18 protein-coding genes are annotated in these 16,249 nt (G+C 73.4%); 8 read left to right on the top strand and 10 right to left on the bottom strand.

Annotated features, from left to right (window positions below; genetic code table 11):
• Positions 1 to 250 precede the first annotated feature (250 nt).
• The 6 genes from BLA60_RS41585 to BLA60_RS41560 all read right to left on the bottom strand — a co-directional run bounded on the left by BLA60_RS41585 (position 251) and on the right by BLA60_RS41560 (position 5,535).
• On the bottom strand, positions 251 to 1,033 hold the full coding sequence (locus BLA60_RS41585; RefSeq protein ID WP_245812516.1) for an ESX secretion-associated protein EspG: 783 nt from the start codon (positions 1,031 to 1,033) through the stop codon (positions 251 to 253).
• 10 nt (positions 1,034 to 1,043) lie between these two features.
• Positions 1,044 to 2,333: a PPE domain-containing protein gene (locus BLA60_RS41580; protein ID WP_075138614.1), complete on the bottom strand. Its 1,290-nt coding sequence runs from the start codon at positions 2,331 to 2,333 to the stop codon at positions 1,044 to 1,046.
• Complete coding sequence (locus tag BLA60_RS41575; protein ID WP_154814992.1) at positions 2,330 to 2,689, bottom strand: transcriptional regulator; 360 nt, start codon at positions 2,687 to 2,689, stop codon at positions 2,330 to 2,332. The genes BLA60_RS41580 and BLA60_RS41575 overlap by 4 nt, the downstream gene beginning before the upstream one ends.
• Before the next feature lie 160 nt (positions 2,690 to 2,849).
• On the bottom strand, positions 2,850 to 3,269 hold the full coding sequence (locus BLA60_RS41570; protein ID WP_075138612.1) for a DUF1707 SHOCT-like domain-containing protein: 420 nt from the start codon (positions 3,267 to 3,269) through the stop codon (positions 2,850 to 2,852).
• A gap of 46 nt (positions 3,270 to 3,315) precedes the next feature.
• Positions 3,316 to 3,747, bottom strand: a complete 432-nt coding sequence (locus tag BLA60_RS41565; protein ID WP_075138611.1) for a DUF1707 SHOCT-like domain-containing protein — start codon at positions 3,745 to 3,747, stop codon at positions 3,316 to 3,318.
• Positions 3,748 to 3,765: 18 nt separating this feature from the next.
• Positions 3,766 to 5,535, bottom strand: coding sequence for an acetyl/propionyl/methylcrotonyl-CoA carboxylase subunit alpha (locus BLA60_RS41560; protein ID WP_211289031.1), 1,770 nt, complete (start codon positions 5,533 to 5,535; stop codon positions 3,766 to 3,768).
• A gap of 152 nt (positions 5,536 to 5,687) precedes the next feature.
• Here BLA60_RS41560 and BLA60_RS41555 point away from each other — a divergent pair, with 152 nt between their 5' ends.
• On the top strand, positions 5,688 to 6,392 hold the full coding sequence (locus BLA60_RS41555) for a hypothetical protein (protein ID WP_075138610.1): 705 nt from the start codon (positions 5,688 to 5,690) through the stop codon (positions 6,390 to 6,392).
• Between the two features lie 7 nt (positions 6,393 to 6,399).
• On the opposite strand, the gene BLA60_RS41550 is transcribed toward BLA60_RS41555, so the two are convergent.
• The 4 genes from BLA60_RS41550 to BLA60_RS41535 all read right to left on the bottom strand — a co-directional run bounded on the left by BLA60_RS41550 (position 6,400) and on the right by BLA60_RS41535 (position 10,575).
• A complete protein-coding gene (locus BLA60_RS41550; RefSeq protein WP_075138617.1) occupies positions 6,400 to 7,026 on the bottom strand; it encodes a Maf family protein in 627 nt (208 codons plus the stop codon).
• A 10-nt stretch (positions 7,027 to 7,036) separates the two neighbouring features.
• The gene (locus BLA60_RS41545) at positions 7,037 to 8,632 is read right to left on the bottom strand and encodes a DHA2 family efflux MFS transporter permease subunit (RefSeq protein WP_211289030.1); all 1,596 of its coding nucleotides are present in this window, start codon (positions 8,630 to 8,632) and stop codon (positions 7,037 to 7,039) included.
• A gap of 93 nt (positions 8,633 to 8,725) precedes the next feature.
• Complete coding sequence (locus BLA60_RS41540) at positions 8,726 to 8,941, bottom strand: acyl-CoA carboxylase subunit epsilon (RefSeq protein WP_075138608.1); 216 nt, start codon at positions 8,939 to 8,941, stop codon at positions 8,726 to 8,728.
• The gene (locus tag BLA60_RS41535; protein WP_075138607.1) at positions 8,938 to 10,575 is read right to left on the bottom strand and encodes an acyl-CoA carboxylase subunit beta; all 1,638 of its coding nucleotides are present in this window, start codon (positions 10,573 to 10,575) and stop codon (positions 8,938 to 8,940) included. Before BLA60_RS41535 ends, BLA60_RS41540 begins: the two co-directional genes overlap by 4 nt.
• A 123-nt stretch (positions 10,576 to 10,698) precedes the next feature.
• Here BLA60_RS41535 and BLA60_RS41530 point away from each other — a divergent pair, with 123 nt between their 5' ends.
• From BLA60_RS41530 to BLA60_RS41500, 7 genes are all read left to right on the top strand, one after another.
• Positions 10,699 to 11,544, top strand: a complete 846-nt coding sequence (locus BLA60_RS41530; RefSeq protein ID WP_075138616.1) for a biotin--[acetyl-CoA-carboxylase] ligase — start codon at positions 10,699 to 10,701, stop codon at positions 11,542 to 11,544.
• A gap of 93 nt (positions 11,545 to 11,637) precedes the next feature.
• Positions 11,638 to 12,189, top strand: coding sequence for a PH domain-containing protein (locus BLA60_RS41525; protein ID WP_075138615.1), 552 nt, complete (start codon positions 11,638 to 11,640; stop codon positions 12,187 to 12,189).
• Positions 12,186 to 13,133, top strand: a complete 948-nt coding sequence (locus BLA60_RS41520) for a hydroxymethylglutaryl-CoA lyase (protein ID WP_075138606.1) — start codon at positions 12,186 to 12,188, stop codon at positions 13,131 to 13,133. The genes BLA60_RS41525 and BLA60_RS41520 overlap by 4 nt, the downstream gene beginning before the upstream one ends.
• Positions 13,130 to 13,735: an adenosylcobinamide amidohydrolase gene (locus BLA60_RS41515; protein WP_075138605.1), complete on the top strand. Its 606-nt coding sequence runs from the start codon at positions 13,130 to 13,132 to the stop codon at positions 13,733 to 13,735. The genes BLA60_RS41520 and BLA60_RS41515 overlap by 4 nt, the downstream gene beginning before the upstream one ends.
• A 94-nt stretch (positions 13,736 to 13,829) precedes the next feature.
• Positions 13,830 to 14,255 carry a YbaB/EbfC family nucleoid-associated protein gene (locus tag BLA60_RS41510; protein ID WP_075138604.1) on the top strand — a complete coding sequence of 142 codons (426 nt, stop codon included), beginning with the start codon at positions 13,830 to 13,832 and terminating at the stop codon, positions 14,253 to 14,255.
• Positions 14,252 to 14,575, top strand: a complete 324-nt coding sequence (locus tag BLA60_RS41505; RefSeq protein ID WP_075138603.1) for a WXG100 family type VII secretion target — start codon at positions 14,252 to 14,254, stop codon at positions 14,573 to 14,575. Before BLA60_RS41510 ends, BLA60_RS41505 begins: the two co-directional genes overlap by 4 nt.
• 2 nt (positions 14,576 to 14,577) lie before the next feature.
• Positions 14,578 to 16,249 (top strand): WXG100-like domain-containing protein (locus BLA60_RS41500; RefSeq protein WP_075138602.1); only part of this gene is annotated, 1,672 nt, incomplete at its 3' end.

Here is a 16,249-nt window from a genome sequence, read left to right as displayed (position 1 = left end):
ACAAGAAACCCGGCCAAGTCGGGATCCGCTACGACACGCCACCCCTGCTCGTCATCCTGCCGCCACGACCCCCGAAAACCCCGCCACAACAGCCACCGGCCAGCAGAAACACCTAAAGTAAGCGGCATTGCTCCGGGGGCACCCCTCAAGGCCATTCTATCCGGCGAAGTGGGGGGTGGAGGGGGTTGTGGGTGGGGCTGTGGACAACTCGGGGCGCGATGGTCCGCCCACACGAACCCGCCCCATGGCCTCACTCGGAATGCAGGGCGGTCACCTGTTGGAGCATCCGCCGGTGGTCGGCCGGGGAAATGGTCGTCCACGGTTCGGCGTCCGGGTCAGCCCGGCGGACCTGCAGGTACCGGCCCCCGGCCGTGTCGAAGAAGCTCACCACCCGCGCGGCCCGCACCCGCCGCCCCCACCGGTCCCGCGCGGCGCTCCCGAACTGGCCCTGGTGCACGACGTCGCCGATCATCGTCGCCAGGTCCTCGGCGTCGGCGGCCCGCACGCCCCGGGCCAGCAGCGCCGCCTCGAAGCCCTTGCGGTGGCCGGCGTCGTGGGCGGCGGCCTCGAAGTCCGCCGTGGGCAGGGTCAGGGAACGGCCGGGGCCGGCGGGCACCGACGGCAGGACCGACAGGGCGAACCGGGGCAGGCCGGTCGCGTCGGCCGGGCGCAGGGTCAGGGACTGGCCGGTCAGCACCGCCAGCACGGCCTCGTCGCCGGTGGCGGCGGCCAGGGCACGGACCGGGGAGCCGACCCAGGCCCGCACGTCGACCTCCCGGTCGGGGCGGTTGAGCAGGGACAACAGCCTGGTCAGGCGGGGGTCCAGGTCGACCTGGCGACCCAGGCCCCTGGCGTCGAGGGACGTCCACGCCTGTTCGACCAGCTTGGCCCGTTCGTCGTCGGTGCGGCCAGGGGAGGGGACGCGCAGGACCAGCGGCATCGCGTCCAGGGACTGGTACTCCCAGAGCACGTCGAACTCGAGGGCCGAGATGGTGATCGGTTCCTCGACTTCGGTGAACAGGCCCAGGGTCACGGCGCGGATCTTATCGAGCGGACGGGCCGTCCCCGATCACGTTCGGCGGCAGGCGGTGTTCCTCGTCGAGGACCGACACGGCCTCGGTGATCTCCTCGATCTCGCGGAAGTCCCGGCGGCGCTTCGGGCTCTCGCCCACGACCGGTTCCTCCGTGTCACCGAACCACTGGTTCGAGCCGATCGCCTCCATGCCGAAGCGGCGCATCGCCATGCGGTCGTGCTGGCCCACCCCGGTCGGGGCCGCCGTGGCGGGCGCCACCGGGGCACCGGCCTGGGCGGTCGCCGCCGCCTGGCTGGCGGCGGCCGCCTGGTGGAGGTCCTGGGGCAGCGCCACGCTCGACAGCGGCGCCTTGGGCTGGGTCTGCGGCGCGCCGGTCACGGTGTTGGTGTTGGCGGCGGGGGCCGCCGGCTTGTTCGGGCGCTCCTTGTCGGACTCGCGGCGCAGGGGCAGCGCCCCGCCGGTGAACGCGCTGGGGGCGCCGGTCGGCGTGGTGTTCCTGGCGGCGGGGACCTCGCGCGGCGCCGGCTCGGCGGTCCACGGCGCGGACTGGCCCGACGTGTTCGACGACCAGTGGTGGTTGCCGTGGTGGCGGGGGCGGTCGTCGTGGCGGGGGCCGGGCATGTGGTCCAGGCCCGCCGGGCGGGTGGCCTGGGCCTGGAAACCGCCGCCGTGCTTGACCTCCTCGCGGCGCAGCAGCTCCAGCGGCGGGGCGAACGCGGCCATCGCCGTGGTGTTGGCCAGGGTGGACTGCTCGTAGGCGGTCATCACCTCGAAGGCGCGTTCCTCGGCCGAGGACGCCGACGACTCGGGGGCCTCCAGGTCGGTCTGGGCCTGCGCCACCTGCACCGCCGGCACCACCGCCGGGTCGGGCTGGGCGGCGGGGGCGTCCTGCGGCGGGGGCATGTCGGCGCGGGCCTTGGCCAGGAAGTCGCCCTGGTTCTCCACGGCGGTGCGCATCTGGGCGGCGCTCTCGCTGGTCTCGGTGGCCCAGGTCGCGGTCAGGATCAGCCGGTCGTACGCGCCGCTGGCCGCCTTGCCCGTCCAGCTCGCGCCGGTCTGCTCCAGGGTCTTGCGCAGGTCCTGGCCGATCTCGTTGAGGTTCGACGCGATCTCCTGCCAGCGGCGCGCCGGCTCGGCCGACGCGGCCGCCCCGGGGCCCTCGTGGATCATCGCGTACAGCTGCTCGTGGGTGTGTCCACGCCAGCGGGCACCGTCGGCCGTCGCCATCTGTGCCTCGGAGCCCTCCGCCGGTGGCGGGGTCGGCGGTTCGGTCGGCGAGTCGGTCGGCGAGTCGGTCACTGTTCGCCCCCAGTCCGGTTGACGTCGACCTGGCCGTCGCCGTCGGTCTCTCGGTACTGCTCGACGGTCTTGTCCAGGTTCACCACGGCGGCGTCGAGCTGGGCGCGGTAGGCGCGCAGCGCCTCGATCGCGCAGCGTCCACCGTCGACCGACCGGTCGTTGAACGCCGTGACGGCGTCCTGACTGACCGGGTCCGTGGCCCACGGTGTGACCCGCAGCTCCTGCTCCGCCAGTTCCAACTGACGGTCGACCTTGGCCAGCGCGTCCACGAACGCGCTGCGCAACATCGGCACGGCGTCGACGTCGACCTGGAGAGTGCTCTCCCGCCCGCCCTGCCCATGACTGCTCGGCGCCACTCCGCCTCCAACCCGATCCGCTACGTGTTCGGTCGAAACCCTAGCGGCTGTCGATGATCGGATTCGACGGTACACGTGGTCAATTCATGAGAACTTTTCCCAGTGTGTCCGGCGATGAAAGCGCTGCCAACCGCCGATCGGCCCGTTGTCCGGGCAGGCGTCAGCGGCGCGGCCCGCCCGACCGGTAGCCGTGGCCCCAGCCCCGCCCGCTGGCCAGGAAGAAGATGAACGGCAGCAGGAAGAAGATGGGCACACGCAGGGCAAACGTCAGGGCGACGGCTGCCATGACCAGGGCGATCGGGATCAACACCGGCGCGATCTTCTGGGCGGTGGAGACCGTCCTTGGCTCACGCGTGGCCGGTGGCGGCGACGGCCGGCCGAACGTCGGCCGGGGGTCGGGCAGGTCGTCGAACAGGGTCAGAACCTCACCGCGAGTCTTTGCTGCAGCAACTTTTGCGGTGCGGTCGCCGTACTCGTCGATGGTCAGCCGGCCTTCGGTCATGTGCTGACCGAGCTTGCCGAGCGCGTCCTCACGTTCGGTGTCGCTCACCCTGATGTCTGAACGCTGGTACTCGGCCACAGGTCGATCGTACGTCTGTTCCGGGAGTGCCCGGCTGAGGAGATTCTCAGGTCGACCCGTCGCGGCGCATGAACGCCACCCCCAGCACCATCGACACCACGGCCACCCCGAACACCACCAGGAACGTCCACCACAGGCCGGCGGTCGCGGTCAGCACGATCGCCGTCGGCAGGCCGACCAGCAGGGACAGCACCCCGACCGCGTCCAGCACCCGGCTCACCCGGGTGTCGCCCCGCCCGACCGGCCACTCCGGATCGACCCGGATCGGCCGGCGCGGCGCCACCGCCGAGCTCAGGTCGGGATGCGGGGCCGGCAGGTCGGCGAACAGCGCCTCGATCTCGTCCCGCCCGACGGCCTCCACCGCCACCCGGCGGCGCCGGTCGTACTCGGCGGTCGGCAGGCGGCCGCTGGCGAGGTGCTCACCGAGCGCGGCGACGGCCTCCGCGCGCTCGGCGGCGCTGATCCGGATCTGTGCCAACGGCCCTCCCCGGGCCGCTCAGTCCTTGATCTCGCAGAGCACGCTGCCCTGGGTGACGGTTTCGCCGGCGGCCACGGCGAGCCCGGTGACCGTACCGGACTTGTGCGCGGTCACGGGGTTCTCCATCTTCATGGCCTCCAGGACCAGGACCAGCTCGCCGGCCTCGACCGACTGCCCGTCCTCGACCGCCAGCTTGACGATCGTGCCCTGCATGGGCGCGGTGACCGAGTCCCCGGACGCCGCCGCGGCGCCACCACCCGAACGCCGCTTGGGCCTGGTCCGGGTCGCGGCCGGCGCGCCACCGGCGGCCAGACCCGGCATCGTCGCCGGCAGCGAGACCTCCAGGCGCCGGCCGCCGACCTCGACGACCACGCTGTGCCTCGGCTCGTCGGCCGGCAGGTCACCCTCGGCGGTGAACGGCTCGACGGTGTTGTCGAACTCGGTCTCGATCCAGCGGGTGTGCACGGCGAACGTGTCGCCGTCGCCGACGAACGCCGGGTCGCTGACCACGGCCCGGTGGAAGGGCAGCACGGTGGCCATGCCCTCGACGACCATCTCGCCCAGCGCCCGGCGGGAGCGCTCCAGCGCCTGCGTGCGGTCCTCGCCGGTGACGATCACCTTGGCCAGCAGCGAGTCGAACTGCCCGCCGATGACCGTGCCGGACTCCACGCCGGTGTCCACCCGCACGCCCGGCCCGTCCGGCGCGACGAACCGGGTCACCACGCCGGGAGCGGGCAGGAAGTTACGGCCGGCGTCCTCGCCGTTGATCCGGAACTCGATCGAGTGACCGCGCGGCTCTGGGTCGGCGTCGAACCGCAGCCGCTCACCGGCGGCGATCCGGAACTGCTCGCGGACCAGATCGACCCCGGCGGTCTCCTCGGAGACCGGGTGCTCGACCTGCAGGCGGGTGTTGACCTCCAGGAACGAGATCGTGCCGTCCGCGCCGACCAGGTACTCGACCGTGCCGGCGCCGGAGTAGCCGGCCGCCTTGCAGATCGCCTTGGCCGAGGAGTGGATCTGGGCGCGCTGGTCGGCCGACAGGAACGGCGCCGGGGCCTCCTCGACCAGCTTCTGGTGGCGGCGCTGCAACGAGCAGTCGCGGGTGCCAACGACCACGACGTTGCCGTGCGTGTCGGCCAGTACCTGGGCCTCGACGTGACGCGGCCTGTCCAGGTAGCGCTCGACGAAGCACTCGCCCCGGCCGAACGCGGCGACCGCCTCGCGCACCGCCGACTCGTACAGCTCGGGGATCTCGGTGAGCGTGCGGGCCACCTTCAGGCCCCGGCCGCCACCGCCGAACGCGGCCTTGATGGCCACCGGCAGGCCGTGCTCCTCGGCGAAGGCGACGACCTCCGCCGGGCTGTCCACCGGGTCCTTGGTGCCGGGGACCAGCGGGGCGCCGGCGGCCATGGCGATGTGCCGGGCGGTGACCTTGTCGCCGAGGTCACGGATGGCCCTGGGCGAGGGCCCGATCCAGGTCAGGCCGGCGTCCAGCACGGCCTGGGCGAAGTCGGCGTTCTCCGACAGGAAGCCGTAGCCGGGGTGCACGGCGTCCGCGCCGGCCCTGGCGGCCACGTCCAGCAGCTTGGCGATGTCCAGGTAGCTCTCGGCCGCGGTGGTGCCGCCCAGGGCGAAGGCCTCGTCGGCCAGGCGGACGAACAGCGCGTCGCGGTCGGGCTCGGCGTAGACCGCGACACTGGCCAGGCCGGCGTCACGGCAGGCCCGGACAACCCGTACCGCGATCTCCCCGCGGTTGGCGATCAGGACCTTGCTGAGCTGCTCGGGCACGCTCCACTCCCTTTTCGACACACACAGGTTGCACACTGGATATCAGGAGGAAAGTGTACGTATCAGGGTGGTCGCGGGAAGCGAGAGCGTGGTCACGTGACGGGCCAGGGGCACGGGTCGGGACAGGGTCGGACGAGGGACGGGGTGGTGCCGTGAGGGCCAGGCGCACGCCGTGGGCGGTGGTCCTCGCTTCGGTGTTGTCGGTGCTCGTCGCGGCCGGTGCGCTGGTCGGCGCGGTGGTGGTGCGCGAGCAGCGGGTCGCGCCGGCGCAGGAGCCGCCGCCGACGGTGACCCCGCCGCCCACGACCGGGGTCTGCCTGGTCGAGCCGTGCCGGGTGCTGGCCGTGGCGAAGATCGCCGGCACGACCGTCGAGCTGATCGCCGACAGCGGGGCGACCTCCGGTCGGCTGCGGATCGGCGGGCCGTCGTCCAGCTCGATCATCGAGACCACGGTCACCGATCTCGGGGTCACCCTGACGAAGTCGTCGTTGCAGTGCGTGGTGAAGGCGATGTCGGCCTGCCTGGTGTCCGGCAACTACGACAACGGCCTCGCCGGTCAGGCGGTCGTCGGCCGCTCCGGGAAGTGGAGCTCGCTCGCCCGACCGTTCGTCTCCGGTGCCGGGTACCTGGCGCTGGCCGACGTCGCCAGCTCGCAGAGCGGGCCCGAGGTGCTCGCCGCCCAGTACGACTGCGCCGCGGGCACCCCGGCCGACTGCGCGGGCGAACCGGTGTTCGTGCAGGTCTTCGCGATCGTCAGCGGCACCGAGGTGGGCTGCACCCGCACCTACGACGACGTCGGGTCACTGCCGGGCCACCCGAGGGTCAGCGTCCGCGCCGGTGACCTGTCACCCTGCTGAGTGACGGTCAGCGGGCCTGCCACAGGTCCACGACCGACACGCCGATCTCGATCAGCAGCCGCCGGGTGAGCGGCAGGCTCAGGCCGATCACGCTCGACGGGTCGCCGTCGACCCCGTCGACGAACCAGCCGCCCTTACCGTCGATGGTGAACCCGCCGGCCACGGACAGTGGTTCCCCGGTGGCCACGTAGGCGTCGATCTCCGCCGGGCTGGGTGACCCGAAATGGACGGTCGTGCTGGCCGTGCCGGAGGCGATCGCCCCGAGGGCACCGTCCTGGACGCGGATCACCGAGTGGCCGGTGAGCAGCACCCCCGTGCCGCCGACCATGCCCAGCCACCGCTGGCGGGCCACCTCCGGGGTCCCCGGCTTGCCGACCAGCACCCCGTCGTGAGCCAGCATCGAGTCACAGCCGACGACCACCGAGTCGGGGTACCGGGCGGCGACCTCCTCGGCGACGGTCCGCGCCTTGGCCTCGGCGAGCGCGACCACCACCGTCTCCGGGGCCGCGTCCTCGTGCAACGTGGCCATCAGCGCGTCCTCGTCGACGCCGGAGACGTGCACGGACGGTTCGACACCGGCGGAGCGCAGGACCTGGAGCCGGGCGGGGGACTGGGAGGCGAGGACCAGAAGCACGGGCCGGAGACTAGCCGACCGGTTGCCGGTCCCGGCCACGGCGCGGAAGCCGGATCCCGACCGCCGCGATGGCGCCGAGCAGCAGCACGGCGATCGGCAGCACCAGGCTGGCCTTGGCGGCGTTGGTGAACCCGACGTGGAACACGTCGCTGACGATCCGCCGCACGATGTCGGCCACGTCCGGGTCGAGGTTGGACGGCACCGGCGGGGTGGTGGTGTCGAACTGGGAGGCCGTGTTGGCCGCGTCGGTCACCCGCGACACGAACTCCTCGCGGTAGCGCGGCGGCAGCCGTTCGGCGTAGGCGCGGGCCGCGTCGGGCACCGAGTAGGCGATGCCGACCTGCAACACCATGCCCACCGCCGCACTGCCCAGCACCCCGCCGACCTGCCGCGAGGTGTTGAACACGCCCGAGGCCGCGCCGGCGAGGTCCCCCGGCAGGCGGGCGGTGGCCGCGGCGGTCAGCGGGGCGAACACGCACCCGATCCCCACCCCGGCGACCACCAGCCACGGCACCAGCGACCACGGCTCGCTGTCCGGCTCGACGTACCAGGCCAGCACCCCGGTCCCCAACCCCAGGACCGCCAGGCCGGCGATGATCAGCGTCCGGGCGCCGACCCTGGTCCAGGTGGCGCCGGCGACGATCGCCGTCAGCCCGGCCGCGCCGGCCATCGGCAGCGCCAGCACGCTGGAGGCCAGCGGGCTCAGCTCCAGCACCGTCTGCAGGTAGAGCACCAGCGGCAGGAACATCCCGGTCGTGGCGAACCCGAGCGCGGCGTGGGTCAGGTTGGCCGCGCCGAACGTCCCGTCGCGGAACAGGCCGGGCGGGATCAGCGGCTCGGCGGCGCGCCGCGTGCGCAGTTGGCGCCAGCCGAACAGCCCGAGCAGCGCCACTCCGAGCACGATCACCAGCAGCACGTTCACCGGCCCGGCGATCGTCCCCCAGTGGTAGTGCTGCCCGTTCTGCACGCCGAACACCACCAGCAGCAGACCCGCCGAGCACAGCACCGCGCCGGTGACGTCGAACCGGCTGGCCCTCCCCGGCCGCCAGTCCGGCAGCGCGACCAGCGCGACGACCAGGCTGACCACACCGATCGGCAGGTTGATCAGGAAGATCCACTGCCAGCCGATGTGCTCGACCAGCAGCCCGCCGATCACCGGCCCGGTGATCGTCGCGACCCCGGCCACCGCGCCCCACACGCTGATCGGCAGGCCGCGTTTGTCCGGCGGGAACAGCCGGGTGATGAACGAGAGCGTCTGCGGGGTCATCGCCGCCGCGCCGAGGCCCTGTACCGCGCGGGCGGCGATCAGCATCCCGGCCGAGTCGGCCAGCCCGCTCCACAGCGACGCCCCGGTGAACACCACCAGCCCCACGACCAGCACCCGCTTGGGCCCGTACCGGTCGCCCAGCCGTCCGGTCAGCAGCAGCGGAACGGTGTTGGCCAGCAGGTAGACGCTGTTGACCCAGACGACCTCGTTGAGGTTCGCCTTCAGCCCGCCGAGCATCGCCGGGATCGCGACCGTGACGATCGTCGAGTCCAGCATGACCATGAAGAAGCACGCGCACAGGCCCCACATGGCCGTCCACGGACCGCGCACGCGACTCATCCCCCGAACCTTCTCCTCACCTGGGCCGACCAGCAGTGTGCCCGCTGGGACCCCACCGGCCCGCACGCGGTTCCGCCCGCGCGCGGATCGGGATCAGGAGCGGCGGGTCGCGGCCCGCCAGGCGTCCGGCCCGTGCGCGAGCGGGGCGCGCAGCCCGGCGGCCCGGTCGGCCCAGCGGGACCGGGGCCGGGCGGCCGGCGGTGGCGGGGCGCTCACCGCGGCCAGGGCGGTGACCAGGGCGACCACCTCGGCGTCGGTCGGTTCGCCGCGCACCACGCGCAGCGCCGGGCGTTCGGTTTCGCCGCTCACAGCGGGATGTTCCCGTGCTTCTTGGGTGGCAACGTTTCCCGCTTGTCCCGCAACAGGCGCAGGCTCCTGGCCACGTGGCCCCGGGTGTGCGAGGGCGGGATGACCGCGTCGACGTAGCCGCGCTCGGCCGCCACGTACGGGTTGTACAGCGCCTCCTCGTACTCCCGTTGCAGCCGCGCGCGCAGGGCGTCGACGTCCTCGCCGTCCTCGGTGGCCTTCGCCAGGGTCTTGCGGTGCACGATGTTCGCCGCGCCCTCGGCACCCATGACGGCGATCTGCGCGGTCGGCCAGGCCAAGTTCAGGTCCGCGCCGAGGTGCTTGGAGCCCATCACGTCGTAGGCGCCGCCGTAGGCCTTGCGGGTGATCACGGTGACCTTCGGCACCGTCGCCTCCGCGTACGCGTAGATCAGCTTCGCGCCCCGGCGGATGATCCCGTCCCACTCCTGGTCGGTGCCCGGCAGGAACCCCGGCACGTCGACGAAGGTCAGCACCGGCACGTTGAACGCGTCGCAGGTGCGCACGAACCGCGCGGCCTTCTCCGAGGCGGCGATGTCCAGACAGCCGGCGAACTGCGTCGGCTGGTTGGCCACGATCCCGACCGCCGCGCCCTCGATCCGGCCGAACCCGACCAGCACGTTCGGCGCGAACAGCTCGTGGACCTCCAGGAACTCGCCGTCGTCGAGAACCCGGGTGATCACCTCGTGCATGTCGTAGGGCTGGTTGGGCGAGTCCGGGATCAGCTCGTCGAGCTCCCGGTCGCTGTCGGTGATCGACTCGGCGACCGAGCCGGGCTCGGTGAGGCCATCGACCACCGGCGGGTCGGACAGGTTGTTGGCCGGCAGGTAGGACAACAGCTCGCGGACGTAGCCCAGCGCGTCGTCCTCGTCGGCGGCCAGGTAGTGCGCGACCCCGGACCTCGTGTTGTGCGTGCGCGCCCCGCCCAGCTCCTCGAAGCCGACGTCCTCGCCGGTCACCGTCTTCACCACGTCCGGGCCGGTGATGAACATGTGCGAGGTCTGGTCGACCATCACCACGAAGTCGGTCAGCGCCGGGGAGTACACGTGCCCGCCCGCGTTCGCCCCCATGATCAGCGAGATCTGCGGGATGACCCCGGAGGCCCTGGTGTTGCGCATGAAGATCTCGCCGTAGAGGCCCAGCGAAACCACACCCTCCTGGATGCGTGCCCCGCCGCCCTCGTTGATGCCGATGATCGGCCGGCCGGTCCTGATCGCCAGGTCCATCACCTTGACGATCTTCTCGCCGTACACCTCGCCCAGCGCCCCGCCGAACACCGTGACGTCCTGGCTGAACACGCACACCGGGCGCCCGTCGACCGTGCCGTAGCCGGTGACCACGCCGTCGCCGTAGGGGCGGTTGCGCTCCAGGCCGAAGTTCGTCGACCGGTGGCGGGCCAGCTCGTCCAGCTCGACGAACGAGCCGGCGTCGAGCAGCTGGTCGATTCGCTCACGCGCGGTCATCTTGCCGCGCGCGTGTTGCTTGTCCACGGCGCGCGCCGACCCGGCGTGCACGGCTTCGTCGCTGCGGCGGTACAGGTCCGCCAGCTTGCCGGCGGTGGTGTGGACGTCCGGTTCGCCGGCCGGCGGCTCGCCGAGGGGCGCGGTCGCACTGCTCATGTGGGTAAACCTCCGAATCGCGAGCCTAGCCACTGGGGTGACCTCGCGAGACGTTGCTTGGGTCACTCGGAGCGTGATCGAGTCGGCGTGCGGACCCGGCCAGGGCCGGTAAGTTCGGTGATCGTGACCGGACGAGGTGGCGACAAGCCGGACGAACTGGACGGGCTGGCCCTGCGCGAGGAGCTGGTGGCGCCCAACGGGCCCTACGCCGCGCTGGACGTGGTGGCGAGCACCGGGTCGACCAACGCCGACCTGCTGACCGCGGCCGCCGACGGCGCCGCCGACCGCACGGTGCTGATCGCCGGCGCGCAGACCGCCGGCCGGGGCCGGCGCGACCGGGGCTGGGTGTCCCCGGCGGGCACCGGCCTGTACCTGAGCGTGCTGCTGCGTCCGGCGGCCGTGCCCGCCGAGCGGCTGGGCACGCTGAGCCTGGTCGCCGGGCTGGCGCTGCTGCACGCCGCCGAGCGGGCCGGCGTGTCCGGCGCGACCCTCAAGTGGCCCAACGACCTGCTGGTCGGCGGCACCAAGTGCGCCGGTGTGCTCTCCGAGGTCGCCCACGACGGTTCGGCGCGGGCGGCGGTCGTCGGTGTCGGCCTCAACGTGCACCCGCCGGGCGTCGACGTGCCGGCCGGGCCGGGGTCGCTGCCGGCCGGTTCGCTGGCCGAGCAGGGCGCGAAGGTCACCGACCGCACCGAGCTGGCCTCGGCGTGGCTGCGCGCGTTCGCCGAGCTGGAGTCGGCGTGGCGGGACGCGGCCGGCGACGCCGGCGCCAGCGGCGTGCTGACCGCCTACCGCGCGGCCTGCGGGTCGCTGGGGCAGCGGGTGCGGGCCGAGCTGCCGGACGGGTCCACCCGGGTCGGGGTCGCCGAGGACGTCGAGCCGGACGGGAAGTTGTTGATCAAGCAGGACGACGGCGTGCGCCACGTGCTGTCGGCCGGGGACGTCGTTCACCTGAAGAACGACGGCTGAGCTTTTCGACTCCGTGCACGATCTGCCCTCCTGCGCCGGTACGGTTACCCGCGTCATCACTTTCGGCGAGGCGCTTTGTACCGGGAGGACGCCGTGCCCTACCCAGACGATCTGCTCAGTGACGGCGAGCGCGTCATTCTTCACAAGCACTCGCACTGGAAGATGCTGCTGGTGCCCTACCTCGTGCTCATCGCGACGCTCGGGCTCGGCGGCTGGCTCGCCGTCCTGGTCAAGGACGAGTCCTGGTCGATGGTCGGTTTCATCGCGATCGGCGCGGTCGCGCTGGCGATCATCGTGTGGTTGTTCTTCGTCCCATTCATCCGCTGGCGCACCACGCACTTCATCGTGACCACCGACCGGGTCATGGCCCGTGAGGGCGTGATCAACCGCACCGGCATCGACATCCCGCTCGGCCGGATCAACTCGGTGCGGTTCGAGCACGGCCTGGTCGACCGGATCTTCGGCTGCGGCACGCTGATCATCGAGTCGGCGTCCCAGGAGCCGCTGGAGTTCGACGACATCCCCAACGTGGAGAAGGTGCACACCCTGATCTACCGCGAGGTCAACGACAACCCGCACGACGACTTCGGGGGCGCCGCCACCACCGAGCAGCTCGCGCCGCCGCAGGGCGACCAGCGGCGTTGACGAACGCGCACGAGCTGGGGCTGCCGGAGCGGGTGCCGGCCGGCGACGACCTGCCGGCCGAGGTCACGGTCTGGGAGGTCGGGCCGCGCGACGGGCTGCAGAACGAGTCGTCGGTCGTGCCGGTCGAGGTGAAGCTGGAGTTCATCGACCGGCTGGCCGACGCCGGCCTGACCACCATCGAGGCCACCAGCTTCGTGCACCCGAAGTGGGTGCCGCAGTTGGCCGACGCCGAGCCGTTGCTGGCCGGCCTGACCAGGCGTGCCGGTGTGCGCTACCCGGTGCTGGTGCCCAACGAACGCGGCCTTGACCGCGCGTTGGCCGCCGGGGTCGAGCACATCGCGATCTTCGCCAGCGCCACCGAGACCTTCGCCAACCGCAACCTCAACCGCACCCTCGACGAGCAGTTCGCGATGTTCGAGCCGGTGGTGTCCAGGGCCGTCGCCGAAGGTCTTGACGTGCGCGGTTACGTGTCGATGTGTTTCGGCGACCCGTGGGAGGGCGTCGTGGACCGCGCGGCCGTGGTGGCTGTCGGCCGCCGGCTGCTGGACCTGGGGTGCTCGCAGCTCTCGCTCGGCGACACGATCGGTGTGGCGACCGCCGGCCAGGTCGGCGCGCTGCTCGACGACTTCGCCGCCGCCGGCACGCCGACCTCGGCGCTGGCCGTGCACTTCCACGACACCTATGGCCAGGCGCTGACCAACACGCTGGCGGCACTGCGCCACGGGGTGTCCACTGTGGACTCGTCGGCGGGTGGGCTCGGCGGCTGCCCGTTCGCCGGGTCGGCCACCGGCAACCTCGCCACCGAGGACCTGGTGTGGCTGCTGGAGGGCCTGGGCGTGCGCACCGGCGTCGACCTCGACCGGCTCGCCGACACCAGCGTCTGGCTCGCCGGCGAACTCGGCCGGCCCAGCCCGTCGCGGGTGGTCGCGGCCCTGCGCGGATGATCCCCCGGCTGGCCGACGGGCCCGCCCTGGTGTGGCGGCTGCCGGCGCCACTGCTCACCATCTCCTCCGGGCCGCTGGGCGGCGGCCTCGGCGAACGCGACTGGGTGCTCAACGCGACCGTGCCGCACGGCTACGACCGCGCCGACCCGGACGCGCACCTGGCCGAGATCGCCGCCGCACACGGCCTGACCGGCCCCGGCGCCGGGTTCCTGACGGCCGTGGACGTGCGCGAGGTCGTGCACCGCGAGGACGGCGGCGTGCGGGTGTCGGCCACCACCGGCGTCGGCAGCCACCCGACCTGGGCCTCGGCGCCCGCCGCGGCCCCCGCCGAGCCGGTCGGCACGATCAACGTCGTGTGCTTCCTGCCGGTGCGCCTGTCCGACGCCGCGCTGGTCAACGCGGTCGCCACGGTCGCGGAGGCCAAGGCGCAGGCGCTGTGGGACGCCGGCGTGCCCGGCACCGGCACCAGCACCGACGCCACCGCCCTGCTGTGCCCGCCCGACGGAGACCCGGAGCCCTTCGGCGGCCCGCGCTCCCTGGTCGGGTCGGCGCTGGCACGCGCGGTGCACGCGGCGGTGGGCGCCGGGCTGCGGCCGGCGTGATCAGGTAACGAACGGGGAACCCGGGGAACCGACCCCGCGCCGGCCGCGTCCAACGCGTGACCGACGACCATGCCGTCACCACGCGGAGGTAGCCGTGGAGGCTGACCACCGAGCCCAGGTCGAGGAACTGCTGGCGGGCTACCGCCGCAGCCGGGAGCAGCTCGGCTCCGTCCACCGCACGCTGGCCACCATCACCGAGTCGGCGACGAGCGCGGACGGCCTGGTCACCGCGACGGTCGGCGCGCACGGGCAACTCACCGGTCTGGTCATCGCCGAGACCGCCTATCGGACACTGCGCGCGCACGAACTGGCACAGTGTGTGGTGGAGCTGACCGCGAAGGCGGCCACCGCGGCCGCCCGCCGGGCGGGCGAGGCCCTGGCGCCGGTCCTGCCGCGCGACACCGATCCCGAGGCGCTGCTGCGCGGCACCGCCGACCTGACCGCCGCCGAGCGGGAACCGGCCGACGACGTCGAGACGTTCGAGAACCTGAGCTGGATCCAGACCGGGAGGAAGCGATGACCGACGGTTACGCCGCGAACCCGGACCGGCTCGCCGCCGAGGGCGCCCGGTTCGACGACCTGGCCGGCCGGGTCGGCCAGATCCACCGCACCCTCGCCGACGCCCTGTCGGCCACCGGCGAGTGCTGGGGCACCGACGCGGTGGGGGCCAGCTTCGCCGACGCCCACGCCGCGCCCGCCGAGACCACCCTGACGGCGTTGTCGTCGCTCACCGAGAGCCTGGGGGCCGTCGGCACCCGGTTCACCGCCACCGGCACCGCCTACACCGGCGCCGAGGACGCTGCCGTCGAGCACCTGCGCGCCACCGCCCCGGACGCGTAGCGATGGGTATCGAGCTGCCGCCGGAGCTGGCCGAGGTCGCCGCCAGAGCCGGGATCACCTGGCCGGAGGCCGACGAGGAGGCCATGGCCGGCGCCGCCCAGGCCTGGCGCGAGGCGGCCGAGAACCTGCGCTGCCTGACCTCCGACGCGGACAGCGCGGCCCGCTCCGCCCTCACCGCCGTCACCGGCGACACGGGCACCGAGGCGGGGCGCCACTGGTCGACGTTCGTCGACCCGGACTCCGGTCACCTGACCTCCACCGCCCGAGGCATGACCGAGGCGGCCGACCGTCTGGAACGCGCCGCCGACCAGGTGGGCGCCGCGAAGGTCGAGATCGTCCGGAACCTGGTGGCCCTGGCCCAGAACACCGACGCCGCGACCAGCGCGGCCGCCGCCGGTCACCCGACGGCCCTGGCCGGCCTGGACACGGCGGTCCGGGGCACGTCGGCGACCGTGGCGAACATCGAGGCCACCCTGGTGGAGGCCGTCCGCCCGGGGTCCGGTATCGACATGTCGACCCTGACGCCGCCGGTCAACCCGAACCCCGGCACCCACACCCCGCCCGCCGCACCGGTCATCGCCGCGCCCGCCCCGGCCGGGCTGGCCGACGTCGCCGGGGACCCGCCCACCGGCCAGGCCGGCGAGGCGGTGAACCGGATCGTCGGTGGCCCGGCCGCCAGCGCGAGCGCACTCGTCGAGGGCGTCCTGGGCGAAGCGACGTCCGACCCGGCCGGCCCGGCCGAGGTGGTCGGGGCCGTGTCGGGCCCGGCGGGCCTGGTCGCCGGCGCCGCCGAGGTGGTCGCCGCAACGGTGTCCGACACGGCCGAGGCGGTCACGACCGCCGACCCGGCTGGCCGGCCAACGACCGGAACCGCCTTCGGCGCCACAGAGTTGGTCGGTAGGGCGGTCTCCGGCGCTGGCGAGGTCGTCGGCGGGGCGGTTTCCGGCGCTGGCGAAGTCGTTGGTGGAGCGGTGTCGGATGCGGTGGTCGGTGTTGGCGAGGTGGCCGGCGAAGCGGAGTTCGGAGTGTCCGGTGGCGCGGTGTCGGGCCCCGGTGGGTTGGTCGGTGGCGCGGTGTCCGGTGCTGGCGAGGTTGTCGGTGGGGTGGTCGCCGAGGCGGCCGGTGCGGTCGGGGGGACCGCGTCCGAGGCCGGTGAGGCGGCGTTCGGTGCCGCGGAGCTGGCCGGGGGGACCGTTTCCGGCGCCGGTGAGCTGGTCGGCCGGACGGCCTCGGGTGCCGCCGAGGCGGCCGGGGGAGTCGTCGAGGGAGCGGTTTCCACCGGGCCAGGGGCCGGGGGCCCACCGGGGCTGGCGGGTGAGGCGGTGGGGAATGCCGTTCGGGATGTTGCCGGGTCGGGCCACGGTGTGGCGGACATGGTCGGGCCGGACGGACCCGGCCGGCCGCACGACCACCGCCCCGGCGGGGATCCGGACATGACCGGACCGGTGCCGATCGGTGGCGAGCCGGCGATTCCCGTGCACGAGCGGCCGACCCCGCCGACGGGGCTCACCGCCCAGGCGGGGTTCGACGCCGGTCCGGGGCCATCGGCCGCGCCGGGACAGCTGCCGCCGGCCGTCGCCGGGGTGCCGGGGGGTCCGGCGCCGGCCGGGCCAGGCGGAGCCAAAAAAAAAAAGCCGGCAGCACGACGACCGCCCCGGCGGGGATACGAACAAG

It is taken from the genome of Actinophytocola xinjiangensis (assembly GCF_001921215.1).
Taxonomy (GTDB): domain Bacteria; phylum Actinomycetota; class Actinomycetes; order Mycobacteriales; family Pseudonocardiaceae; genus Actinophytocola; species Actinophytocola xinjiangensis.
Note: the sequence above shows the minus strand (reverse complement) of the source record. Positions and strands in the feature narration are given on the sequence as shown.